The 24,258-nt window shown below is 72.9% G+C and carries 18 protein-coding genes and 1 riboswitch; of the genes, 6 read left to right on the forward strand and 12 right to left on the reverse strand.

What is annotated here, in order from left to right; genetic code table 11:
• Positions 1-7: 7 nt before the first annotated feature.
• From J4709_RS39995 to J4709_RS40005, 3 genes are read left to right on the forward strand one after another with little or no spacing between them, the layout of a single operon-like run.
• On the forward strand, positions 8-1,921 hold the full coding sequence (locus tag J4709_RS39995; protein ID WP_208249615.1) for an AAA family ATPase: 1,914 nt from the start codon (positions 8-10) through the stop codon (positions 1,919-1,921).
• Positions 1,918-2,676: a 4Fe-4S single cluster domain-containing protein gene (locus J4709_RS40000; protein ID WP_307801971.1), complete on the forward strand. Its 759-nt coding sequence runs from the start codon at positions 1,918-1,920 to the stop codon at positions 2,674-2,676. Before J4709_RS39995 ends, J4709_RS40000 begins: the two co-directional genes overlap by 4 nt.
• The gene (locus tag J4709_RS40005) at positions 2,664-3,890 is read left to right on the forward strand and encodes an FHA domain-containing protein (protein ID WP_208249617.1); all 1,227 of its coding nucleotides are present in this window, start codon (positions 2,664-2,666) and stop codon (positions 3,888-3,890) included. The genes J4709_RS40000 and J4709_RS40005 overlap by 13 nt, the downstream gene beginning before the upstream one ends.
• 217 nt (positions 3,891-4,107) lie before the next feature.
• Here J4709_RS40005 and typA read toward each other — a convergent pair whose 3' ends face one another.
• A complete protein-coding gene (gene typA / locus J4709_RS40010) occupies positions 4,108-5,961 on the reverse strand; it encodes a translational GTPase TypA (RefSeq protein ID WP_208249625.1) in 1,854 nt (617 codons plus the stop codon).
• A 190-nt stretch (positions 5,962-6,151) separates the two neighbouring features.
• A riboswitch (cyclic di-AMP (ydaO/yuaA leader) is annotated at positions 6,152-6,295 on the forward strand.
• Between the two features lie 7 nt (positions 6,296-6,302).
• Between typA and J4709_RS40015 the strand changes: the two genes are divergently transcribed.
• Positions 6,303-7,331 carry a C40 family peptidase gene (locus J4709_RS40015; RefSeq protein WP_208249627.1) on the forward strand — a complete coding sequence of 343 codons (1,029 nt, stop codon included), beginning with the start codon at positions 6,303-6,305 and terminating at the stop codon, positions 7,329-7,331.
• Positions 7,332-7,377: 46 nt separating this feature from the next.
• On the opposite strand, the gene J4709_RS40020 is transcribed toward J4709_RS40015, so the two are convergent.
• From J4709_RS40020 to J4709_RS40030, 3 genes are all read right to left on the reverse strand, one after another.
• On the reverse strand, positions 7,378-7,764 hold the full coding sequence (locus J4709_RS40020; RefSeq protein ID WP_208249838.1) for a (deoxy)nucleoside triphosphate pyrophosphohydrolase: 387 nt from the start codon (positions 7,762-7,764) through the stop codon (positions 7,378-7,380).
• Positions 7,765-7,785: 21 nt separating this feature from the next.
• Positions 7,786-8,562, reverse strand: a complete 777-nt coding sequence (locus J4709_RS40025; protein WP_307801972.1) for a Mut7-C RNAse domain-containing protein — start codon at positions 8,560-8,562, stop codon at positions 7,786-7,788.
• Positions 8,563-8,744: 182 nt separating this feature from the next.
• A complete protein-coding gene (locus J4709_RS40030; protein ID WP_208249635.1) occupies positions 8,745-10,016 on the reverse strand; it encodes an amidohydrolase family protein in 1,272 nt (423 codons plus the stop codon).
• 60 nt (positions 10,017-10,076) lie between these two features.
• Between J4709_RS40030 and J4709_RS40035 the strand changes: the two genes are divergently transcribed.
• Complete coding sequence (locus tag J4709_RS40035; protein WP_208249637.1) at positions 10,077-10,601, forward strand: MarR family winged helix-turn-helix transcriptional regulator; 525 nt, start codon at positions 10,077-10,079, stop codon at positions 10,599-10,601.
• 106 nt (positions 10,602-10,707) lie between these two features.
• Positions 10,708-11,151: a guanyl-specific ribonuclease gene (locus J4709_RS40040; RefSeq protein ID WP_208249639.1), complete on the forward strand. Its 444-nt coding sequence runs from the start codon at positions 10,708-10,710 to the stop codon at positions 11,149-11,151.
• Between the two features lie 40 nt (positions 11,152-11,191).
• Here J4709_RS40040 and J4709_RS40045 read toward each other — a convergent pair whose 3' ends face one another.
• The 8 genes from J4709_RS40045 to ychF all read right to left on the reverse strand — a co-directional run bounded on the left by J4709_RS40045 (position 11,192) and on the right by ychF (position 24,197).
• Positions 11,192-12,253 carry a bifunctional lytic transglycosylase/C40 family peptidase gene (locus J4709_RS40045; RefSeq protein ID WP_208249641.1) on the reverse strand — a complete coding sequence of 354 codons (1,062 nt, stop codon included), beginning with the start codon at positions 12,251-12,253 and terminating at the stop codon, positions 11,192-11,194.
• The gene (locus J4709_RS40050) at positions 12,250-12,888 is read right to left on the reverse strand and encodes a hypothetical protein (protein ID WP_208249643.1); all 639 of its coding nucleotides are present in this window, start codon (positions 12,886-12,888) and stop codon (positions 12,250-12,252) included. Before J4709_RS40050 ends, J4709_RS40045 begins: the two co-directional genes overlap by 4 nt.
• Positions 12,888-15,389: a type IV secretion system protein gene (locus J4709_RS55135; RefSeq protein ID WP_208249645.1), complete on the reverse strand. Its 2,502-nt coding sequence runs from the start codon at positions 15,387-15,389 to the stop codon at positions 12,888-12,890. The genes J4709_RS40050 and J4709_RS55135 overlap by 1 nt, the downstream gene beginning before the upstream one ends.
• Entirely contained in the window at positions 15,386-17,875 is a 2,490-nt protein-coding gene (locus J4709_RS40060; RefSeq protein ID WP_208249647.1) for an ATP-binding protein, read from the reverse strand. The genes J4709_RS55135 and J4709_RS40060 overlap by 4 nt, the downstream gene beginning before the upstream one ends.
• Before the next feature lie 160 nt (positions 17,876-18,035).
• A complete protein-coding gene (locus tag J4709_RS40065) occupies positions 18,036-21,194 on the reverse strand; it encodes a TcpE family conjugal transfer membrane protein (protein WP_208249649.1) in 3,159 nt (1,052 codons plus the stop codon).
• Positions 21,195-21,248: 54 nt separating this feature from the next.
• Positions 21,249-21,539 carry a hypothetical protein gene (locus tag J4709_RS40070; RefSeq protein ID WP_173096259.1) on the reverse strand — a complete coding sequence of 97 codons (291 nt, stop codon included), beginning with the start codon at positions 21,537-21,539 and terminating at the stop codon, positions 21,249-21,251.
• Between the two features lie 45 nt (positions 21,540-21,584).
• Positions 21,585-22,625, reverse strand: a complete 1,041-nt coding sequence (locus J4709_RS40075; protein ID WP_208249651.1) for a conjugal transfer protein — start codon at positions 22,623-22,625, stop codon at positions 21,585-21,587.
• A gap of 480 nt (positions 22,626-23,105) precedes the next feature.
• A complete protein-coding gene (ychF, locus tag J4709_RS40080; protein ID WP_208249660.1) occupies positions 23,106-24,197 on the reverse strand; it encodes a redox-regulated ATPase YchF in 1,092 nt (363 codons plus the stop codon).
• Positions 24,198-24,258 lie beyond the last annotated feature (61 nt).

The raw sequence follows: 24,258 nt of genomic DNA on the forward strand, positions 1-24,258 counted from the left end.
GAGCCAGATGAGCATTGATTCGCCGACCCTCGGCGGCCGGCTGCAGGGCTGGCCGCCGTTCATCCGCGAACTCGACGCGACGCTGTCGGTGCACTCCCAGTACGTCCTGTCGGGCAACCTGTACGACAGCTTCCTGGCGCCGCCGGCGGAGGGCGGCGGGCCCGCGCGGCTGCTGCCGCTGCGGTCGCTGCTGTGGGAGACGCTGCGCGCGAGCGGCGCCTCGTTCATGGTGGTGTACGACCCGGTGGACGGCCTGGAGATCGTCCCGCCGCCCGGGGACGAGATCGGCGACGAGGCGGAGCGCGCCGCCGAGCGGGTGCTCGGCAAGATCAAGGACGACCGGCCGTCGCTGGAGGCGCTGACCCGGCACCTGGCGGCGGTGGCGCGGCCGCAGGAGAACGTGCGCGCCGCGTTCGTGATCGACTCGGCGTCGCGGATCGCCCGCACGCCGACCGAGATGGAGCCGGCCGAGCGGGACTTCTTCCGGTTCTGCGCGAAGCTGTCGCGCACCGCCCGGCCCGTCCGGGGGGACGGGGCGCGGCCGAAGCCGCTGTACAACCCGGTGGTGTGGCTGGTGGAGCGGCCGGGCGACCTGCCGTCCTGGCTGACCGCCGACAACGACACGATCCGCGAGATCACGATCCCGCGCCCGCACCTCGGCGACCGGCAGGAGACGGCGCGGCTGCTCGCGCGCGCGTTCGGGGTCAGCGACGTCGGGTCGGACGAGGCGGCCGCGGCGGCGTGCGACTCGTTCGCCGAGCAGGCCGACGGGCTCACCCTCCAGTCGATGATCGAGGTGACCCGGCTGGCGAAGGAGCGCAACGTCGACCTGGCGGACCTGCCGGACGCGGTCCGCACCTACAAGCTCGGCGTCCTCGACAACCCGTGGAGCCGCGGGCACCTGCGGCGCCGGGTGCTGGAGGGCGAGAAGCGCGTCCCGGAGCGGGTGATCGGGCAGCCGCAGGCGGTCACCAAGACCCTCGACATCCTCAAGCGGGCGGTGCTGGGGTTGTCGGGTGCGCAGGCGACGCGGTCCGGCAGCCGGCCGCGCGGCGTACTGTTCTTCGCGGGGCCGACCGGCACCGGCAAGACCGAGCTGGCCAAGGCGATCACCGAGCTGGTGTTCGGCGACGAGTCGGCCTACCTGCGCTTCGACATGAGCGAGTTCTCCGCCGAGGGGTCCGGCGACCGGCTGATCGGGGCACCGCCGGGCTACGTCGGCCACGAGGCGGGCGGCGAGCTGACCAACGCCGTCCGCGAGGACCCGTTCCGGGTGATCCTGTTCGACGAGATCGAGAAGGCGCACCCGCGGATCCTGGACAAGTTCCTGCAGATCCTGGAGGACGGCCGGCTCACCGACGGGCGCGGCAACACGGTGCACTTCTCCGAGTCGATCCTGATCTTCACCTCGAACCTCGGGATGTTCGTGCCGGGCCGCGAGCCGGGCATGCTGGAGGCCGTCCCGGCCCTCGCCGGCGACCGGGTGCGCAACATCACACCGGGGATGTCCTACGCGGAGGTCCAGCAGCGGATCAAGGACGCGGTCGCGGCGCACTTCACCGAGGTGCTGAACCGCCCGGAGCTGCTCAACCGGTTCGGCGACAACATCGTGGTGTTCGACTTCATCTCCGGCGAGGCCGCGCACAAGATCTTCGACCTGCAGTTCGCGAACATCTGCAAGCGGGTCGCCGAGGAGCACCGGCTCATGCTGACGGTGCGGGGCGACGCGCTGCAGACGCTGCGCGACTGGTGCACCGACGAGCTGGACAAGGGCGGCCGCGGCATCGGCATGGCGCTGGAGTCGCACTTCGTCAACCCGCTGGCGCGCGCGCTGTTCGACCGTGAGCTCGGGGCCGACGAGCAGATCACCGTGTCCGGGATCCGGCGCGAGGGCGGCATCGTCCACCTGGACATCCAGTGACCGCCGAACCCCCCGCGGCGTCCCCCGGCGAGCCTCCGGACGAGGCCCCCGCGCTGCAGCTCGCCAAGGCGCACTACCCGGTGACCACACTCGGCCCCGGCACCCGCGCGGGCATCTGGACGCAGGGCTGCACGCTGCACTGCCACGGCTGCCTGTCCCGCGACACCTGGGAGCCGGACCCGGCCAAGGCGGTGCCGGTCGAGGCCGTCCTCGGCTGGCTGGAGTCCCTTCCGGGCCCGCTGGACGGAGTGACGATCTCCGGCGGGGAGCCGTTCCAGCAGCCCGCGGCGCTCGCCGCCCTGCTGCGCGGGATCCGCGCGTGGCGTGCCGCGCGGCGTGAGACGATGCCATTGGACATATTGGTGTACAGCGGATATGTCTACTCTCGGCTTACGCGGGTCCGGGGGTCGCGCGAGATCCTCGAACTCTGCGATGCCGTGATGGCGGGGCCGTACGTCGACCGGCTCAACCCGGGGGGGCGACACCCGGAAGGTGGCTCTCTACTCTGGAGGGGGTCGGCGAACCAGCGCGCCGTCCCGCTCACCCCGCTCGGGGAGGAGCGGTACGGGGCATCGGCCGGCATCGGTAAGACTAGGGAACACGCAGGGCCCCGAGTACAGGTGTCCGTGGACGAAGGGCCGGAGGGAAGGCGGGTGTACTACATCGGGATCCCGCGAAGGGGTGACATGGAGCAGCTCACGTCGAGGCTCGACCGCGCCGGCGTGCGCTCGGGGGATGTGTCATGGCGACCTTGAACTGTCCTGTCTGTGACGAGCCGTACCAGCAGGGCGATCTGCTCTGCCTGAGCTGCGGGGCCAACCTGGCGCGCCCGGGGGGCGGCCACCGGGCCGGTCCGGGCGGGTACGACCAGGGCCCGCCGCAGCACGGCGCCCCGCCCCAGCACAGCGCCCCGCCCCAGCACGGCGGTCCGCAGCACGGCGCTCCTCAGCACGGTGCCCCACAGCACGGTGCCCCTCAGCACGGCGGGTACCCGCCGCAGCACGGCCAGCCGTACCAGCAGGCGCCGCAGCACGACTACCAGCAGCCCCCGCAGCACGGCGCCCCCCAGCACGGGCAGCCGCCGCAGCAGCAGCCCGATCAATGGGGTCCCCCGCAGCAGCAGCAGCCCGACCAGTGGGGTCCCCCGCAGCAGCAGCCTGACCAGTGGGGCCCGCCGCAGCAGCAGCCGCAGCACGGCGCCCCGCCCCAGCACGCCGCTCCCCAGCACGGGCAGCAGCCGCCGGCGGACCCGTGGTCGATGCCGCCGCCGCAGCAACAGCAGCCCCCGCAGCAGCCCGACCAGTGGGGCCCGCCGCCGCAGCACCAGCAGCCGGCGCCCGACCAGTACCGGCAGCCCGAGCCGCAGTACCAGCAGCCCGAGCAGCAGTACCAGCAGCCGCCGGACCAGTACATGCCGCAGCCCGGGCCGGCCGACCACCAGTTCGGCCCGCCCCCGCAGCAGCCGGTCGCGCCGCCGCCGCACGGCCGGGAGGCGACGCTGCTGCCGCCCGACCAGCAGCACGGCGCTCCGCAGCACGGGCACCAGCACCCGCAGCAGCCCGACAGCACGGCGTTCATGTGCCCGTACTGCGAGGCCGTGCTGACCAACCCGGGCGCCTCCCAGTGCAACTCGTGCGGGCGGCAGCTGTCCCAGAAGGGCACGCCCGTCCTGCGGGTCCTGTTCCCGACCGGCGAGCTGAAGGTCTCCGTCGGCCAGCACCTGGTGCTCGGCCGGGACGCCGGGCAGTCCCCGGTGGCCGCCACGTTCACCCAGTACGACAACGTGTCGCGGCGGCACTCGACGGTCTGGCTCGACCCGTCCGGGACGGCCTGGGTCCGCGACGAGGGCTCCACCAACGGGACGTTCGTCAACGGCGAGCGGCTCCCCCGCGGCGTGGAGGCCCCGCTGCGCGACGGCGACCAGCTCCGCCTGGCCGCCGACGTGACCGGCACCGTCCAGCTCGCGTAGCACCACGCGAAAGGAAGCGGCCCCGCGGTTCTGAGAACCGCGGGGCCGCTCCGTTTACGCAATCCCGGCCCCAAGGGCCTCGCCTAGCGGCTCGGCCCTTGACCGTGCTTGGGCGAGCGCGACCTCGCTTCGCGAGCTTCCCGGCGAGACTCGCCTTCGGCTTCGTCTCGCCGGTCAGATAACGCGCTCGCGCGACGGCTGGGGCCGCCGGGCGGCGTCAGCCGGCGCGCTTGGTGCGGGCGCGGGTGCGCTCGCGCTCCTTGGCGTCCAGCACGACCTTGCGGATGCGGACGTTCGCCGGGGTCACCTCGACGCACTCGTCCTCGCGGCAGAACTCGAGGGCCTCCTCCAGCGACAGGATCCGCGGCGGGGTGAGGCGCTCCAGCTCGTCACCGGTGGACGAGCGCATGTTCGTGAGCTTCTTCTCCTTGGTGATGTTGACGTCCATGTCGTCGGAGCGCGAGTTCTCCCCGACGATCATGCCCTCGTACACCTCGGTGGTCGGCCCGACGAAGAACGTGCCGCGCTCCTGCAGGTTCGTGATCGCGTACGCGGTCGCGGCGCCGGAGCGGTCGGCGACCAGCGACCCGGACGGGCGGGTGCGCAGCTCGCCGAACCAGGGCTCGTAGGCCTCGAAGACGTGGTGCGCCATGCCGGTGCCGCGGGTCTCGGTCATGAACTCGGTGCGGAACCCGATCAGGCCGCGCGCCGGGACCAGGAACTCCATCCGGATCCAGCCGGTGCCGTGGTTGGTCATGTGCTCCATGCGGCCCTTGCGGACCGCCATCAGCTGCGTGACCGCGCCGAGGTGCTCCTCGGGGATGTCGACGGTGAGCCGCTCGACCGGCTCGTGCTTCTTGCCGTCGATCTCCTTGGCGACCACCTGCGGCTTGCCGACGGTCAGCTCGTAGCCCTCGCGGCGCATGTTCTCGACCAGGATCGCCAGGGCCAGCTCGCCGCGGCCCTGCACCTCCCAGGCGTCCGGGCGCTCGGTCGGCAGCACCTTGATCGACACGTTGCCGACCAGCTCCCGCTCGATGCGGTCCTTCACCATCCGGGCGGTGACCTTGGTGCCCTTCTCGCGGCCCGCCATCGGACCGGTGTTGGTGCCGATCGTCATGGAGATCGCCGGCTCGTCCACCGTGATCAGCGGCAGCGGGCGCGGGTCGTCGGGGTCGGCGATGGTGTCGCCGATCATGATCTCCGGGATGCCGGCGATCGCGATGATGTCGCCCGGCCCCGCCTCGTCGGCGGGCTTGCGGGTGAGCGCCTCGGTCATCAGCAGCTCGGTGATCTTCACCTTCTCGATGCTGCCGTCGTGCCGGCACCACGCGACCTGCTGGCCCTTCTTGATCGTGCCCGCGTGCACGCGGCACAGCGCGATCCGGCCGAGGTAGCTGGAGGCGTCCAGGTTCGTCACGTGCGCCTGCAGCGGCGCGTCCGGGTCGAACGACGGCGCCGGGATCGTCTCGGTGATCACGCTGAACAGCGGCTCGAGGTCCTCGCTGTCGGGCATGCCGCCGTCGGCGGGCTTGGCCAGCGAGGCGCGGCCGGCGCGGCCCGAGGCGTACACGATCGGGAAGTCGATCTGGTCCTCGGCGGCGTCGAGGTCCATGAACAGCTCGTACGTCTCGTCGACGACCTCGTCGATGCGGGCGTCGGGCCGGTCGGTCTTGTTCACGACCAGGATCACCGGCAGCTTCGCCTCGAGCGCCTTGCGCAGCACGAACCGGGTCTGCGGCAGCGGGCCCTCGCTGGCGTCCACCAGCAGGACGACGCCGTCGACCATGGACAGGCCGCGCTCGACCTCGCCGCCGAAGTCGGCGTGGCCGGGCGTGTCGATGATGTTGATCGTCAGGCCGTTGTGCCGGACGGCCGTGTTCTTCGCGAGAATGGTGATGCCCTTCTCGCGCTCCAGATCGTTGGAGTCCATGACGCGGTCGTCGACGTCCTGGTTCTCGCGGAAGGCACCGGACTGCCAGAGCATGGCGTCGACCAGCGTCGTCTTGCCGTGGTCGACATGGGCGACGATCGCGACGTTCCGGAGGTCGTCGCGCGTGGAGATGGGCATGCGGGCTCGCCTTGCGTGAGAGTTCGGGAGTCGCCGCAGACGCGCGGCTGCCACCATTCTACTTGCCGTACGGCGCCACCGGCCCAAAGCCGCCCGTCCCCTGCCTCACACGGGCCCCGATTGGCCATCTTTGCCCATCCTTTGTAATCTTCCCGAGATCCGGTCGTCCGGAGCCCCACCCCCCGGGGCTGCGACCGGACCGCCGAATCCCCCGCGGCACCCACCCGCGGGCGAACCGGGGACCCATCCCCCTGGGGTGAATCGACGCACGTCGTAGGGCGACTCCTGGCCCGAACCCGTCAGCTAACCCGGTAGGCGAGCGAGGAGAGGAGAACACCGGCTTGGCACCGGACCCCCACCGCCGCAGGCGCATCGCGCCGGCCGCGACCGCCGCCGCCCTGCTGCTCACCGGCCTCGGCGCCACCGCGCCCGTCGCCGCGCACGCCTCGACCCCCTTCGGCCTCGCCGCCGCCCCGCCGGCGGCCGGCTCCCCGAGCCCGCTCCCCACGACGGAGAAGGGCCTCAAGCAGAGCCTGAAGGAACTGAACGACGAGGCCGAGACGCTCACCGAGCAGTTCAACAAGACCCGCGTCGACCTCGGCCACGCGGTCAAGGCCGAGAAGGCCGCCACCAAGTACGCGCAGCAGCTGCTCGCGAAGACCGAGCCCGCCCGGCAGCGGCTCGCCCAGCTGGCCGCCGCGAACTACATGAGCGGCGCACCCGACGCGATCTTCACCTCCGGCGGCAGCGCCGACGGCCTCTCCGACTCCGCCTACCTGCAGCAGAACCAGGCGAGCACCGTCCTCGCCCTGCAGAAGCAGGTCGACCAGGCCGAGGCCGCGCAGCGCACCGCGCAGGAGCGCACCGAGCAGGTCAAGCAGGCGCAGGCCAAGGTGCAGACCGCCCGCAAGGCCGCCAAGGCCAAGGTGGGCGAGGTCATGAAGCGCCTCGACAAGCTCACCACCACGCACACCACCGACCCGAAGTCGGGCCTCACCGCCACGATCAAGGGCTCGGACCTGCCCGCCAAGATGGCGCGCAAGGCCCTCACCAAGCTCGGCAGCCCCTACGTGTGGGGCGCCGCCGGGCCGAGCTCCTTCGACTGCTCCGGCCTCGTCGTCTGGGCCTACGCCCAGGTCGGCAAGCCGGGCCTGCCGCACTACACCGGCGACCTGTTCCAGCTCGGCACCAAGGTCTCCCGCTCCGAGCTGCGCGCCGGCGACCTGGTGTACTTCGGCAGCAACCTGCACCACATGGGCATCTACGTCGGCGGCGGCAGCTTCCTGCAGGCCCCCTCGACGGGCGACGTCGTGAAGATCACCAAGCTCTCCACGCGCTCCGACTACGCCGGCGCGAACCGCATCTCCTAGCCGCCGCCGGCCGGGCGCCGGCGGCGGACCGCCGGCGGACCGGCCGTCAGCGCAGGTCGGGCTCCAGCTCGGGGATGACCGGACGGTCGCCGGGCAGCCAGGCGACGTCGTACAGATCGTCGGCGGTGAGCCAGCGCAGGGCCAGATGCTCCAGGGCCTGCGGCTCGCCCTCGACGATCCCGGCCGTCCAGACCCGCAGCAGCGCGCGGTCGCTGAGCCGCCAGTCCCCGCCGACGCGGCGGAGCGGGCGGATCTTGACGGCGAGCTCCTCGTGGCACTCGCGGACCAGGGCGTCCTCGTCGGACTCGCCCGGGTCCACCTTGCCGCCGGGCAGCTCCCAGCCGCCCGCCATGTGCGGCGGCTCGGCCCGTTGGGCGGCGAGCAGCCGCCCGTCCCGGATGATCGCGGCGCCTACGACGACGAGATCGGCGATGGTGACCAGCCCCTTCCGTCCCTACCCGTCCGAGACGGCCGCCCGGGCACCGGCGGCTGCGGTGCGGGCCGTCTCGACCTGACGGGTCGCTTCCTCGACGATCTTCTCAAGCCGGTCGCCGTGCGCGCCGCGCCAGTACAGCTGCCCGCAGTCGCCGCAGCGGCCGTACACGTCGTAGCTGCGGCGGGTGCCCGCCTCCAGGTCGCGTTCGATCTCCTCCTTGTCGACGGGGACGAGGACGCCGTTGCAGGCCGTGCAGCGCGTCCAGGGGCGCAGGACGGGCGCGAAGCGGTCCAGGAGGTCGCGGAGCTGGTCGTCGGGCCGGGACCCGCGGACGTAGGCGCCGAACCAGAGCGCGCGGCGCCGCAGCAGGCCGCGGTCCTGGGTGAGCAGGACGCGGCGCTCGGCGTTCGCCTGGACCACCAGCGCCGGGTCGTCCATGTCGTTGTGGTAGGCGGTGTCGAGGCCGAGCAGCCGCATCCGGCGCGCGAGCGTGCCGAGGTGGACGTCGAGGAGGAAGCGCGGCGCCTCCTGGCCGGGGTCCAGCGGGACGGGCTGCGGGCGCGGCACCGGGTCGACGCGGACCTCGTCGCCTGCCGACGGGCGGGTAGACGGTTCGACGGCCGTGCCGCCGACGGTCAGCCGCCCGGCCTCGGGGAGCGGGACCCCGAGCGACTCCACGACGTGCCCGAGCGTGGACGTCCCGTCCCACGGCACCCGGCTGACCGGTTCGCGGCGGGCCGCGGGCAGGAACATCAGCAGTTCGTCGGCGACGCGGACGCGTATCTCGTGCTCCACGCCGCCAGCATGCCACGCGCCACCGACGCTCCTCCCCCGATTATCCGCCGCCCGCCCCAGGCGCCGGTCGGCATCCCTGTGGCGGTCGGCATCCGTGTGGGGGGACGACCCCCCACACCCCCCCGCAAAGACGGGCCTGACCGTCGCCCTCCACTCCGCTGGCGCTCCGTTCCAGGCGCCGGTCAGGCGGTGATGCGGGCCGCCGCGCTCTCCAGGCCGTCCAGCAGGGACGGGACGTCGTGGCCCTGCAGCGCTCCCCCGCGCTTCAGCACCCGGCCGCCGACGAGGACGGTGTCGACGTGGCGGGTCTCGGCGGACAGGACGACGGCGGCGATCGGGTCGTGCGCCGCCGCCATGCCGAGGGTGTCGGTGCGCAGGACGATCAGGTCGGCCTGCTTGCCGGGCGTCAGGGACCCGGTGACGTCGCCGAGCCCGGCCGTCTCGGCGCCGCCGAGGGTGGCGGCGCGGAGGGCTTCGGCGGTGGTGAACCAGGCGCCGTCCGGGCGGGCGCGTTCGAGGAAGTACGCCGCGCGCATGACGCCGAACATGTCGCCGGGCCCGCTGGCGACGGTGTCGGAGCCGAGGCCGGTCGGGACGCCGGCGGCGTGCGAGCGCCCGGTGGCGGGCTCGCCGATGCCGAGGGCCGCCTCCACGCCCGGGGTGGCGGAGACGGTGCCGCCCGCTGCGGCGATCTTCTTGAACTCTTCCGCGGTGTAGAAGTTGGCGTGCACGTACATCGCGGGGTGGTCGATCAGGCCGTTGTCCTCGAGGAACGCCAGGCCGCGGGCGGCGCTCTCGGCTCCATGGCCGCCCATGTGGACGGTGACGGGCACGCCGAGGTCGCGGGCGACCCGCCATTCGGCGAGGGCGCGCTCCTCCCCGGCGATCTCCGGGCCGAGTGCGGCCGTCCACATCGAGACGGTCGAGGGCGGCGCGTCGAAGTACTCGCGGTGGACGCGGGCCGTCTCGGCCGCGAGGTCGCCGTCGCCGCCGTGGCAGTAGCCGAACACGGCGCGGATCCCGGACGCGCGGAGCGCCGTGATGTCGGCGTCGGTGTGGTCGGGGGTCAGCAGGATGTGCGACCAGTCGACGACGGTCGTGATGCCGGAGTCGAGGCATTCGAGGGCGCCGGCGAGGACGCCGGTGTACACGTCGTCGGGCCGGTAGCGGGGTGCCAGCTCGCCGAGGACGCGCTGCAGATAGGCGGGCAGCGTGCTGTCGGGGAGGGTCGCGCGGATCGCGGTCTGCCAGGTGTGCCGGTGCGTGTCGACGAAGCCGGGCATCACGATGCGGCCCGACGCGTCGATGATCTCGGTGCCCGGGGGCGCGGCCAGGCCGGGGCCGACCGCGGCGATCCGGCCGTCCTGGACGAGGACGTCCGCGCGTCCGAGGACGGCCGGCGCGGGCGCCGTGTCGATCACCGTGCCGTTGCGCAGGAGGAGAGACGTTGTCATGTCGTAAAGCTTAGAAAGAAGCTTTTCAAAAAGCAATATGGCGAACGGTATCCTCGGTATGTGCGCGATGACGACGGCGGCCGCCGTGACGAGGTGGACGAGCTGGCCGCGGCCTGGCGGCGGGACGGCCTCGGCGAGGACGTCATCGCGATGCTGGAGGTCAGCAAGCGCGCCTCGCGGATCGGGGCGCTCGTCCAGCAGGCGCTGCGCGGCGAGCTGGCCGCCCTCGGGCTCACCTACGCCGAGTTCGAGGTGCTGACCGTGCTGAACAGGGCCGGCGAGCCGTACCGGCTGCGGCCGAGCGAGCTGACCCGGTCGGCGTTCCTCACCTCCGGCGGCACCAGCAACGTGCTGCAGCGGCTGCAGAAGGCCGGCTACATCGAGCGGGAGGCCAACGCCGGCGACGCCCGCAGCCGGTTCGTCCAGCTCACCCCGGAGGGCCTGCGGGTCACCGCGCTGGCTTTGGACGCCTCCGGGCGCGCGCACCGGGAGGCCATGGCCGGGGTCCCCGCGGAGGCGGTCCGCGACGCCGCCGACGCGCTGCGCGACATCCTGCTGGTGATCGGCAAGCGGCGGTTCCGCTGACCAACCGGCCCAACCGTGCCGAATCACCGGCGGCACGCTCGGCAACTTCGGCCGAATCAACGAAGGCGGCGGTGACGGCGGGAGCGGCCGGGGCGACACTCGCCCTATGAACACCCCCCGCCACCGGTTCCGCCGCACGGTCCTCCCGGCCGCCCTGCTCATCGCAGGGCTCACCGGGCCCGCGGCGCACGCCGGCACCGCTCCCGCCCCGTCCATCGCGTCGGCGTCGTCCGGCGCGGCCGCCCCGTCCGCCGCGGCGATCTCGCCCGTCTGCGAGTCGACCCTCCCGTCCCAGGCAGACGACACGATCGCCCTCATCGACAAGGGCGGGCCGTTCCCGTACCCGCAGGACGGCGTCGTCTTCCAGAACCGCGAAGGGCTCCTGCCGAAGGAGCCGCAGGGCTACTACCACGAGTACACGGTCAAGACGCCGGGCAGCCCGACGCGCGGCGCCCGCCGCATCATCACGTCCGACCATCTCGGCCACAGCGGGATGTACTGGACGCCGAACCACTACAGCACGTTCTACGACATCGACTTCGGCTGCTGACCCGCTCCCGGCCGGCGGACCCGGCGCCCGCCGGCCCGGCTCAGCCGCCCGGCTGCTGCGCGGCCAGCTCCGCGACCTTCTTCTTCAGGTCGGGCCGCGCCAGCGGGCGGGTCACCCCGACCCAGTCGGGCCGCTTGTAGGACTTCACGCCGATCGCCGGCACGCACAGCGTGCAGCTCGCCACGATCATCTTGCCCTTGCCGATCACCATCCCGACATGCCCGGGACTGTCCGCCGACGTGCCCGGACCCGAGTTGAAGAACACCAGGTCGCCCGGCTGCTCCTTGCCCTTGGGGACCTTCACCCCGAACGGCCACTGCTCGAACGTCGTGCGCGGGATGCCGAGGCCCGCCGCCCGGTAGGCGGCCTGGATCAGGCTGGAGCAGTCCCACGCGTCCGGGCCGGTCGCGCCGAACACGTACGGCTTGCCGCGCTGCGCGAGCGCGAACGCGATGATCTTCTGGACCAGCGCGCTCGCGTTCGCGGGCAGCGCATCGTCCTGGCAGTCGACGCCGTTGGACTGCACGACCTTGAAGTCGCCGCCGCCGTAGCGCTTCGCCCACGACAGGACCATGTTCACGTAGTCCCACGAGTGGTTGTACTGGAAGATCGCGGTCTTCATCCGCTGCGGTGCGCCGTTGTGCTTGAGGTAGGCCGCGGCGGTCGGGATCGCGTCGGCCGGGTCGTAGCGGTCCTTCTTGCCGTCCTTGTTCCCGTCCACCGCGAACGACTTGAACGTCGCCGCGAGGAACTGCATCGGCCCGCCCGCGCCCGCGTAGTTCTCGCCGCTGTGCACGCCCTGCGCGTTCGACGTCCCGTGGCCCGTCTCGACCTCGCCGATGCCCGCCAGCACGTTCCACGGGATGCCGTAGTCCTGGCCGGCCTTCTTGTAGAGGTCGAGGTAGTTCGCCGGGATCGACTTCGCGTCGCCCGCCTCCGCGGGCTGCGCGCCCGCCCCCGAGGTGTCGACGCAGCCGCCGTTCACGCTGCCGCCGAACATGAACTGGCTCGCGCCGAACAGGATCGGCACGAAGATCAGCGCGACGAACAGCGCCGCCGCGGCGGCCAGCGCGCTCGCCGCGAGGACCCGTTTCGGGGTCATCCGGTGTCACCCGCCTGCCCCGCGTCCGCCAGCGCGAACGCGTACACCTTCAGCGACCCGCCGTCGCGCGACACCGTCACCGCGTACTGCTTGCTGTCGCTGCTCGCCGTCCCGTTCCTGGTCAGCTGCTGCTTGCCCGTCACCAGGAAGATGATCGAGTTGTTCTCGATGGTGCGGACCTGGTCGAGCGACGCGCCGCCCTGCGCGACGACCTGCTCCTTGCGGCGCTCGTCCTGGATCCCCGGCGCCGACGCGCCCGCCGCCAGCTGGCCGCGCAGGTCGTCGGTGACCAGGCCCGACATCCGCCCGACGTAGGCGCTCGGGTCCTCGTCGTAGCGGTACGTCCCGTACGCCGCGACGAACCGCTGCGCCAGGTCGGCGGCGGTCGCGAAGTCCTGTTGCGAGAACGGCAGCAGCCGGTAGATGTCGAAGTTCTTCGGGTCGACGGTGCTGTGGATGCCCGGCGGCGGTGACGCCGGCCCGCTCGGGCCGGCCGTCACCGTCGGGCTCGGGCGCGCGCCCGCCTTGCCGTGGTCGTGCTCGGGCGCCGCCACCGTCAGGTAGACGCCGACGGCGGCGAGCACCACCACGAGTCCCGCGAACAGGAGCTTGCGCTGGCGGTCGTTCAGGTTCATCAGTCGTCCCGGTCCGACTCGCCCGAGCGCGGGTCGACCGGACGCAGCCAGAACGGGATCGGCGGGCCCTCCTCGGAGCCGCTCCGGCCCCACAGCGGGGGCGGCGCCTGCCGCCCGCCGGAACCGCCGTTCGACGGCGCGGTACCGCCGCCGCCCGCACCGGCGCGCGGCCGGGGGACGTTCGACGCCGGGTCGCCGCCGGAACCGCGCGAAGGAGCGCCGCCGCCGGACCCGCCGGAGCCTCCGCCCGCGCGGCCGCGACCGCGCTCGGTGGAGCCGGACGAGCGCCCGCCGCCGGAGAACCAGCCGCCGCGCCCGCCACCGGACCCCTTCCCGGAGCCGCCGCCGGACCCGCCGTTGGAGCCGCCGTTGGAGCCGCCGCCGGACGAACCGCCGGACCCGCCGGATCCGCCCGAACCGCCGGATCCGCCGCCGGAGACCGCGGCGCCTCCGCCGCGTCCTCCCCAGGACGTCGGACGCGGCGTGCCGGTCCCGGAGCCCGCACCACCGGACGGCTTACCGCCGCCCGACGCCGAGCCACCGCCCGCGCGCGCGCCCGAGACCCCGCCGGGCCGTGCGACGATCGCGCCCGCGCCCGCTCCGCCGCCGAAACCGCCCTTGGCCGCCTGAGCATCACCGAGCTTGGCCGCCCTCGACGGAAGGTTCAGTGGCGGCGCGCCGCGACGCGATCGTCCCGGCCCCGCGGTGACGCCACCGGTCCGCGGCTTCGCGGCGAGCACCGGCGCCTCCCCGGGCGACGCCCCCTCCCCGGCCCCGGCGGTGGTGACACCGGTCCGCCGGTCGGCCGACGCCGCGCCCGCGCCGGCCGCCGCGTCCGCCAGGGCGCCCGCCCCGGCCGCGTCCGCCGCCGCGTCCCGCTTGCCCGCCCAGCGCCCCAGCCGGTACCCGGCCGCGCCCGGCACCACCGCGCCCGCCAGGGCCGCCGTGTTCTTGCGCGCCTCGGAGACCGACTTGTCCAGATGCGCCTCGCCCTTCTCCCGCGACCCCACCGCCGAGTAGCCGACCGCCGAGAACAGGTGCTGGAACGGCTTGCGGTAGATGAACGCCGCGAACGTCACCAGCGCGATCAGCAGGATCTGCAGCCCCCACGGCAGCGTCTCGCCGAGGATCAGCCCGTACGCCCACAACAGCAGCGCCAGCACGCCGATCAGCGCCGCCTGCTTCAGCAGCATCGACAGCAGCAGCTCCAGCCATCTGACCGCGATCACCCGGCCGATCCCCGGATGGATCCCGATCCCGAGGAAGATCGGCCCCGCCACCAGCAGCAGCAGGAACGCGATCTTCACCACGATCAGCGCGATCGCGATCACCATGATCAGCAGTCCCGCGACCAGCGCCGCGAACAGCCCGCCGAACGCCACCCCCAGCCGGTTCTGCCAGCTCTTCCCCTGGAACAGCGCATACGTCCCGGGATAGTCGTCCTTGATCGTCTTGGAGACGCTCTGGTAGTCGTCCGCCTTCTGCCCGAGGTCCACCTTCTCGGTGCCGTACGACTCCGGCAGGTCCACCGCCTGCGACGACAGCAGCCTGTCCGCGTTCTGCTTGACGATCTTCGCGTTCGGGTCGGTGGTGCCGAACTCGCCCTGCAGCCACGGCTTGCAGACCAGCGCCACCCACAGCCCGTTCGCGTTGCGGGTCGTCGCGTCCAGGTTCGCCGACGCCATCGGGTCCGGCTTGCCGTCCGGCGGCGGAATGCATCTGCCGCCCTTGGTGTCGCTCTGCGGCAGCGCCGCGTTGAACGCCGCGCTCGTCGCCGACGACACCTTCGTCCCGAGCGTGGTGAAGTCCGCGGGCCGCGCCACCAGCCAGATCAGCGCCACCATCGCCGCGACCATCCACACGACGCCCTCGGTCACCTTGCTCGCCCGCCGCCGGACCAGCCCCCACCAGGCCAGCCACATCGCGCCGAGGATGACCACCCACGACCAGTACCGCGCGTTGAACGTCTTGCCCATGCCGCTGATCACGCCGTCGACGGTGTTCTTCAGCCAGCCGAGCAGCGACTCCGACGCCGCCGCCTGGTAGATGCTGATCGTCGTCCGGTCGATCGCCCGGACCAGCGTGAACGTCGTGTTGGCGACGGCGTTGCCCATCATCGCCATCGCGTCCGAGCAGCCCATGTCGACCGCGTACCAGGTCTGCCCCGCCGTGCCGTACCGGTCGTAGTAGGTCAGCTGCTCGCGCGGCGTCTTCTGCAGCTTCGCGTCCGGGTAGCCGGGCGGCTTGATCATCCCGTCCGTCCCGGACCCGTACGCCTCCGGCGCCGGATTGTCCGCCGGACGGCACGAGTCGTTGGGGCTCGGCAGCGGGATCGACGCGGACGCCGGGGAGATCGGGCTGATCATGAACAGCGCGAGCATGACCAGCAGCACCGCGGAGCGGCGGCTGCGCGGGCGGTGCCGCCGGCGGGCGCGGCAAAGGTCGAGGCGTTCGCCGGGCGAGCGCTGCAGGCGCTCCGTCCGGACGCGGGGACCCCTCATCGGCTGACCTCCTCAACCTCGGCCCCAGCTGCGGTGAGCTCGGATTGCCCGGGATGGGACCGGGTCGGGTTGGTGTCCAGCCAGCGCCGCAGCTCGGCGGAGATGAGGTCGACGCCGATCCGGCCGGCCCGCCCGTCGAGGTCGCGGAAGATGCACTCGCCGTTGCCGAGGTTGCGCAGCACGGCCCGGTGCTCGTCGGACGACTCGACTCCGAGCAGCGACATCACGTTGCCCACCTCGACCCGTTCGGTCGAGCGAAAGGAGAACACCGACGACAGGCAGTTGGTGACCTGCTCGTTCAGCAGGTCACCGGCGTTCTGCGAGACGAGGATGAGCGCGGTGTTGCGGGACCGTCCCATCCTCGACACCTCGGGCACCAGCTTGGCGCCCTCGGGCGTGGACGTGATCGCCCACGCCTCGTCCAGGAAGATCGCCTTCGGCAGCCGCCGGTCGATGCCGTGCATGAGCCGCCGCGCGAACTGCGACACCAGGTACATCAGCGCGACGGACAGGCGCTGCTCGTAGGAGTAGTCCTCGCGGGAGATCGTGACGTCGGGGAGGGTGAGGCCGCCGAGGGTGAACACGGTCGTCCAGCCGGCGGTGTCGATGCGCTCGCCGCCGGACGGGTCGAAGCACAGCCGGGCGAGGTGCATCTCCGACATCGACCGCAGCACCGCGCCGAGGTTCTTGGACGCCGGGTCCGCGGCCTGCTCCAGGTGGTCGACGACCCGGCCGAGGGACGGCCGGTCGGCGTTGGCGACGGCGCCGACCGCCTGGATCATCGCGGACTCGCGCTCCTCCGACATCCGCGGCAGCAGCAGCCGCAGCGTCTCGGTCGCCATGGTCTTCTTGGTGGCGAGGTCGTCGCCGAACGAGAACGGGTCGAGCAGGCCGGGCGCGGCGGACCCGAGCGGCAGGATCCGCGCCTTGCGTCCCCGCGCCTTCAGCAGTTCGACGAGCGACTCGGCGTCGCCCTTCGGGTCGATCGCGGCGATCGTGACGCCGCGCAGCGCCATCTGGTAGATGAGCAGCAGCGCGAGGGTCGTCTTGCCGCCACCGGGCTCGCCGGTGATCGCGACGGCGGTGGGGCGGTTGCGGGCCGCGGCGACGAGCGGGTCGAAGTGGACGATCGACCGGGCCCGGCCGAGCGTCTCGCCGACGTAGGGGCCGATCCAGCCCTCGTCGTTCTCGTCCGTCCGGTCGCCGAGGTCGACGGTCGCGACGGGCATCCCGCCCGCGATGGTGCGCAGCGGCTGCCGCTGCGCGTAGGCGTTCAGCCGGATCTGGTCGCCGGGCAGCGACTCCAGGAACAGCGAGAACTGGTCGCCGGTGGAGTTGACGACGTCGATGCCGATGTCGCGGTAGTGCTCGACGACGGCGTCGACCCGCTGCGCGAGCAGGTCATCGGTGGGCGCGGACACGATCAGCCGGTGCCACCCGTACACGAACGGGAGGCGCTCCTTGGTGATGCCGTGCTCCAGCATCCGCGCCGCGTCGATCTGCTCGGCGAGCGCGATCGGCGCCTCCGCTCCCGCCTCCCGGATGTGCTGGTCCATGTCGCGGGCGTGCGCGAGCTTCCGCGAGACGTCCTTGGACGCCTTCGCCGGCGGGATCAGCTTCATCCGGGCGCTGATCTCCACGGGGAACGGCAGCGCGTCCGCGTAGTGGAACCAGGGCTCGCCGTCGGGGAACGGCATCATGTCCGGGAACCGGGCGAACGACAGGTACGCGACATACGAGGCGGCCGTCGCGCCGCCGCCCGCGCCGGTGAAGTTCGGCTGCTCGATCCGCAGGTACGAGCGGCCGTTGTGGATCGCGCCCTCGACCAGCGACTCGATCTCGCCCTTCCCCCACGTCCGGCGCGGCACCGCCGACGGCGGCGGATCGGCCAGCGACCCCGTCACCGCGTGCTGGAACAGCCATGCCACCTCCGTGGACGTGGCGTGCCGCGCGTACAGCGCGGAACCGCCGAGGGCCCGGCCGATCCGCTCGGCCTGCTCCGTCCAGCGGCCGATCTCCCGCTTGTCGATCGCGTCGTCGTTGACGCCGAGGACCTTCTCGCTGCGCTTGTAGAACCCGAGGAGCTGCGACACCACCCCGCCGGACAGGTGCGCGCCCATCCCGCGCGGCCCGAGCCGCACCCCGAGGTAGACCTCCTTGGACCAGAAGTCCTTCGCCCACACGTGCGCGTAGGTCTCCTCGAGGTACTCCCGCCACCCGGCGCCACCGTCGGACGTCCTGTCCAGCGCCAGCGCCCACTCCGCCGCCGGATACGTCCGGTGCGCGATCCGCAGGTGCACCTCGGCGTCCTGCATCCGGATCCCGGCGAGCGCGATCGTGATGTTGGTGGCGAGCGCCTCCCGCTCCTCACCGGTGGTGAACTCATAGGACACCGTCGGCAGCCGGAAGTACGCCCAAGCCGCGTTGTCGGTGAGCAGCACGCGGTCGTCGAAGTACCGCACGGCCAGCCGGCTGGCCTTGCTCATGCCGTCCTCCCGACCCTGGTCCTGACCAATGATTCTCCCGATCGGCATGCGGCTGCGAAGGGCTGGCGGGGAGAGTGTTCACCGTCCGGGCGGACATCATCGGCAGGCGCGCCCGCCACGCTCGCGCCCGTCCGGCCGGCTCGGTGCCCGCGAGGGGCGCTCATCGGGTGGCCTCCTGCTCCTGCTGAAGCTCCTGGTAACGCTCGGGCACGACGGTGAACCCGCCGGCGACCACACCGGCGAGGGCAAGATAGGCACGGCGCGTCGGCGCGCGCAACGACTTCAGCTCGTTGCGCGGCGCGCGGTCCATGCTGAGGTGATCGTCCCACGGGATCCGCACGAGGGCACGGCAACGGCCGCGCGCGACGGCCTCCGCCTGCTCGACGTCGTCCATGCTGCGGCGCGACACCCCGTTGATGACCGTGACGGCGCGGGACCGCAACTCCTCGTACCCGTGCCCGTCCAGCCACTCGAACGTCATCGCCACCGCGCGCGGCGCGTCCGCGCTGGCAGGCGCGACCAGCACGATCTGGTCGGCGTACGGCAGGACCCGGGCGACGATCGCCGCCGCGGTGTCCAGCAGCGTCACCGAGTAGAACTTGTCGATCGTGCGGATCGCGAGCGCGTAGTCGCGGTCGTCGAGGGCCTGCAGCGGGTTCTTCCCGGCCGCGATGACGTCGAGGCCGGACTTGGCCTGCGAGGTGTAGCGGCGCATCGCGGTGAGGCTGCCGACCTGGTCGGCGCGCGTGATCAGCGAGGTCAGCGTCTCGTTGGTCTCGCTGCGCGTCCGCCGCGCCAGCGCGCCGGGACCCGGGTTCACGTCGATCGCGACGACCGGCTCCCCGTTGTGCTGCGCGAACGTGTGCCCGAGCATCAGCGAGGTGACGGTCTGCCCCGCGCCGCCGGTGCACCCGAGGACCACCACGTGGCGCGTGCCGTGGAACGGCTGCTGCAGCCGCTGCTCGTACTCGGCGTCGACCTCGCCGTGCCCGCCGCCGACGGCCTGGATGAGCCTGCGCAGCCCGCCGGTGGTGACCTCGTGGTCCGGCCCCGGCGGCGTGATCGCCGGACCGGACGCCGGCGGCGCCGGGGGCGGCGGCAGCGGCCTCGGCCGCACCGGCGACTGCGGCTGCGACCGCACCTCGCGCGGCGGCGCCTCCTCCTCCACGGGCTGCGGCGGCGCCGGCGGGATCGGCACGCCCTGCGGCGGCACCTCCGGGTACGCCTCCGGCGCCGGCCCCGGCTCGGGGACGGACGGCCACGGCGCGCCCTCCCCGGGCGCCGGGCGCAGCGGCTTCGACAGCCCCTTGGACCACGGCCGCGGCGCCTCCAGGCGCGGCGGCGTCGCGGCGTCCCGCTCCTGCTTGGCAGGCCGCCACTCGTTCTCCTCGCCCCGCTGCCCGAACGCCGCAGGCGCACCAGGCACCCCAGCCGCCCCCGCCGCCGCAGACGCTGGGGGCACCACAGACGCACCAGACGCCGTAGGCACACCGGGCGCCGCAGGCGCGGAAGGAACCGCAGACGCGCCAGGCGCCGCAGGCGCACCCGGTGCCGCAGGCGCGCCGGGCGCCGGAGGCGTGCCCGGTGCCGGGGGCTTGGGGGGCATCGCAGGCGCAGCAGAGGCAGCGGGTGTAGCGGGTGTGGGGTGTGCTGCGGGCGGGCTCTGCATCGGGATGTCCGGGCGCGTCGGCGCCGGCGGGCGGGTCGGCTGCTGCTGGGCGGGGGCGCCCGTCCCTCGCTGCGGCACCTGCCGGGGGACGTCCGGGCGCGTCTCGCCCTGTGTCTGCGCGGGGCGCGGCGCCGGCGGCACGGCGGGCGTCCGACGCGGCGCCGTCGACCTCCACCCGGCCACCTTCTTGTCGCCGGGCTCCCCGCCAGACGGCTCGGCCCCGCGCCGTCCCCGCGCCCCGGCAGGACGTCCGCGCGCCCCGTCCGGCCGCGCCGTCGCGGGCCAGGGCGAAACCACCTGTGGCCTCTCCGCAGGAGCGGCGCCGGTGGCCGGTCGGAGGTCCGCGGCGGACACGTCCTCGGCCGCCTCATCGGCTGGGCTCGCTGCGGCGGTGCTTTCGTCGATGTTCTTCTTGGTCGCGTCGCCGCGTTCCGCCGACGGAACGCGCTCGCCGCGTGTGTTGGAGGCGGGCGTGCCGGCGCCCGTTTCGGCATTGGCGATGTCGGCGGGGTGTGCGGGAGTGGCCTTGCTCGTCGCCGCAGCCGCGCGCTCGTCTTCGGCGGCATCGGCGTCCGGCCTGGCGGGGGCACCGTGGTTCGCGGGCTGGGGCGTGGGGCGCGCCTGCCCGGCCTCTCCGTCCACGCCTCGCGGGGCGGCGGGCTCGTTGGACGCCGTGGCCGCGCGCCCGGCGTCAGCGGGCGGTGCCGGAACGGCGGGCTTCCCGGCCGCTTCCGGTCCGCTGGACGCGGAGCTCACCTGCGGTGTACCGGCGGGTTGCGCGAGGGTGGCGGACGGGAGGACCGGCGGGGCGGGGGGGTGTCCGAAGGAGGCGGGGGCGGCGGGTTGGTGGGGGATGTCGGGCCGGGTCGCCGGGGGGACGGCGGGCCAGACCTCGGGGGACGCGCCGGGGCGGCGGACGCCGGAGGCGAGGCCGCGCTTGCCGGTAGCGGTGCCGGGGGCGGCCGGGGCCGGGGCTGGGGGCGGAGGGGGTGGCGGGGGGACCTCCAGGCGGGGGGTCGCCGGGGGGCGTTCGAGCTGGACGTCGTCCTCGTGGGAGATGTCGCGGTCGGTGCGGCGCCAGGGCTTGGCGGCGGGGGCCTCGTACTGGGCGGCGTAGTCGGCGAGAGGGACGGGCCCGTCGGCGATGGCGGGGCCCGCGACCATGGGCGCCGCGGCGGGGACGGCGGCCGGGACGGCGACGGGCTCGGCGGCGGCGGCCTTGCGGGCCTTGCGGCGGGACTTGACCGCGGCGCGCTCGGGGGCGGCGACCGGGGCGGGGGCCTCGGCGCGGCGCCAGACGCGGGCGACGACGACGACCTCGCGGGGTTCGCGGATCGGGGTGAGGCGGCACCAGGTGCGTGGTTCGGCGAGGTAGCGGGTCTGGGAGAGGAGCAGTTCGGTGAGCCGCTTGCCCTCGATGACGGGCCGGGTCGCGAGCCAGGTCAGCACGCCGGGCGGGACGATGTACAGCACGTGCCAGGGGGACTTGAACGGGATCCCGGCGAACCTCAGCAGCAGGATCCAGGGCACGAACACGCCGAGGAACACACCGATCTGGACCAGCGGCAGCGGCATCGGAAGCCGCAGGTCGTACAGCTTGTACAGCCGCTTCTCGATGCGCCATATGTTCGTGTACGTGGGTAGATCCACGCCCCTACTCCCCTAACTGCGCGAGCACAGTGCCGCCTGCCGACCTCCGCGTGGTCAGGTGACGTCCACGCCGAGGGCCTTGGCGATCGCCCGGGCCGTCGTCTCGATGATGTTCGGCACGTAGAAGACGACTCCGATTCCTATCGCCAGCACGATGAATTGGACGAAGCGCGTGATCTCGCGGGTGAACAGGAAGAAGATCGCCACAATGGAGACGATGACGAGGAAGAGCGGGCCGAAGATGTTGCGCAGCCAGTCGGCGAGATTGCCGGTGTTGAGTTCGTCGTTCTTCTGCGGTTCCGCCCAGACCTCGTGCGGAATCGACGCCATGATGTGGTGCAGCATCGACTGATCACCTCTCTGGGACGGCGGATGTCGTGGGGGTTGCGGTCATGATGCGTTCGGCTCCGTGGTGCCGCGGATGTCTCTGACGTACCAGTTCGCACCCTTCTTCACCATGCTGAGCTGGTACGCCTGGTCGAGTTCGCCGCCGCCCCCGGAGCCGGCGGCGCCGGGCAGCTGCCAGCCGACGGTCGCGGTGACGGTGCGCTCGTCGGCGGCTCCCTTGGGCGCGACGACCTCCTTGACCTGCACGAAGGTGACGGAGCCGGCGAGGCCCGCGATGGGCGTGCCGTCGGCGAAGCGCGACAGGGTGGCCTGGTCACCGGACGCGTACGCCTGGAAGAAGGTGCTGAGGACGGGCTGGAGCGCGGTCTCGACGGCGGTGTCGCGGTCCTGGACGCCGCCCTGCGGCAGCGCGGCCTTGGTCGGCGGGGGGAGCAGCGCGGGGCGTCCGGAGATGACGAGCGCGCCGCCGTTGGCCGCGTAGACGGGGACGGACAGGCGCAGCCATTTGTCGGCGGTGCGCGCCAGCAGGGTGACGGTGCCGTCGTGGGCGTCGCGGGCGTCGACTCCGGCGACCTGGACGGACTGGACCTGCAGAGTGCCGACGCCGTTCCAGCCGAATTGCGCGTCGGCACCCTCGGGCAGGAAGGTGCGCAATTGCGCTTCGCGGGCGGCGGCGTTCTTCTGGTCGTAGTTGAGGTAGACGTTGGCGAACTGGAGGGCGAAGGCGCCGGCGGCGCTGCTGGGGAATCCGGTGCCCTTTCCGGGTTTGGCGGTACCGGTCCCGGCGGTGTCGCCGCCCTTGGCGGTGAAGCGCTCGAAGGGGGCGCGGATCCCGTTGACGAGGATGACGAGGATGAGGGCCCACAGCACGGCGCGGCCGAGCCACACCCACCAGCGGCCGCCGGAGCCGCCCCAGCGGCCGCCGCCGCGCGGGCGGCCGCCGGACCCGCCGGAGCGGCCGCGGCGCCGTTCGGGCGCGGGCGCGTCCCACGGGTCGGCGGACGCGGCGAGCGCCGCGGGCGCCGCCGTCTCCTCGACCACGGCCGTGTCACGGCCGCGTCCTACGGCCGACCTGCGAGCCATCCTGCCTCCGCTCGCGCCTCGCCCCCGGTCGGCGCGGTCTGTTGCCTGGGTCCTGTTGCGGGTGGTCCTTTCCGAGCCCCACCCGGGCCCAGCGTAACCACGAGCGTCAATTGTTCCAGCGCATCGCGGCGAAGCACACCCCCGGCACGCGGTTGCGGATAATGCAATCCAGCTCAACAGGAACGGGGAAGATTGCCAAACGGTGACGATCCCCTATCCAAGGCTCCGAACGGTGCGCCTGACCAGGTTTCCGGCAAGCGGCACGACTCGGCAGTTGCTTGGTTACCGGGTGACCGTTCCGACCGCAATCTGTTCCCGAAGGAATCCGGCAAAGTGTCGACTATGCGACATATCGGCACAGAACGCCTAGCGGTGGGGGTGTGGCCCCACATGCAACACCTGTATCGCAGATCACACAAGCCCCCGGACGCACGACAGGCCCCGCCGGACCGGCGGGGCCTGCGGCGAGGAGGGCGCGGCTCAGACGTTGAAGCGGAACTCGACCACGTCGCCGTCCTGCATCACGTACTCCTTGCCCTCCATGCGCACCTTGCCCGCGGTCCGGGCGGCGGCCATCGACCCGGCGTCGGTGAGGTCGCCGAACGAGACGATCTCGGCCTTGATGAAGCCGCGCTGGAAGTCGGTGTGGATGACGCCGGCGGCCTCCGGCGCGGTCGCGCCCTTGCGGATCGTCCAGGCCCGCGACTCCTTGGGGCCGGCGGTCAGGTACGTCTGCAGGCCGAGCGTCGCGAACCCGATCCGGACGAGCTGCGACAGCCCGGACTCCTCCTGCCCCATCCCCTGCAGCAGTTCGAGCGCCTCGTCGTCGGGCAGCTCGATCAGCTCCGCCTCGATCTTGGCGTCCAGGAAGATCGCCTCGGCGGGCGCGACCAGGTCGCGGAGCCGGCCGCGCAGCGCCTCGTCGGTCAGCTCGCCCTCGTCGAGGTTGAAGACGTAGAGGAACGGCTTGGCGGTGAGCAGGTGCAGCTCGCGCAGCAGCGCCAGGTCGATGCCGGCCTTCTCGGCGCCCGCGAACAGCGTGATGCCGTCGTCGAGCAGCTTCTGCGCGGCGTTGACGGCGTCGACGACGGCGAGCTTCTCCTTGTCCTTCTTCGTCCGGGCCTCCTTGTCGAGACGCGGCAGCGCCTTCTCGATCGTCTGGAGGTCGGCGAGGATCAGCTCGGTGTTGATCGTCTCGATGTCGCGGGACGGCGCGACGTCGCCGTCCACGTGCGTGACGTCGGGGTCCTCGAAGGCGCGGATCACCTGGCAGATCGCGTTGGTCTCGCGGATGTTGGCGAGGAACTTGTTGCCGAGGCCCTGCCCCTCGGACGCGCCCTTGACGATGCCCGCGATGTCGACGAACTCCATCGTCGCCGGGATGGTCTTCTGGGAGCCGAACAGCTCGGCCAGCACGCCGAGCCGCGGGTCGGGCACCCCGACGACGCCGACGTTGGGCTCGATGGTCGCGAACGGGTAGTTGGCGGCCAGCGCGTCGTTCTTGGTCAGCGCGTTGAAGAGGGTGGACTTGCCGACGTTGGGCAGCCCGACGATTCCGATGGAGAGGCTCACGGCCGTCAAGTTTACGGACCCCGCGGACCCGCCGGGCTGCCCGGACGCCCCGGAGCGGCGG

It is taken from the genome of Actinomadura violacea (genome assembly GCF_017573465.1).
Classification (GTDB): domain Bacteria; phylum Actinomycetota; class Actinomycetes; order Streptosporangiales; family Streptosporangiaceae; genus Spirillospora; species Spirillospora violacea.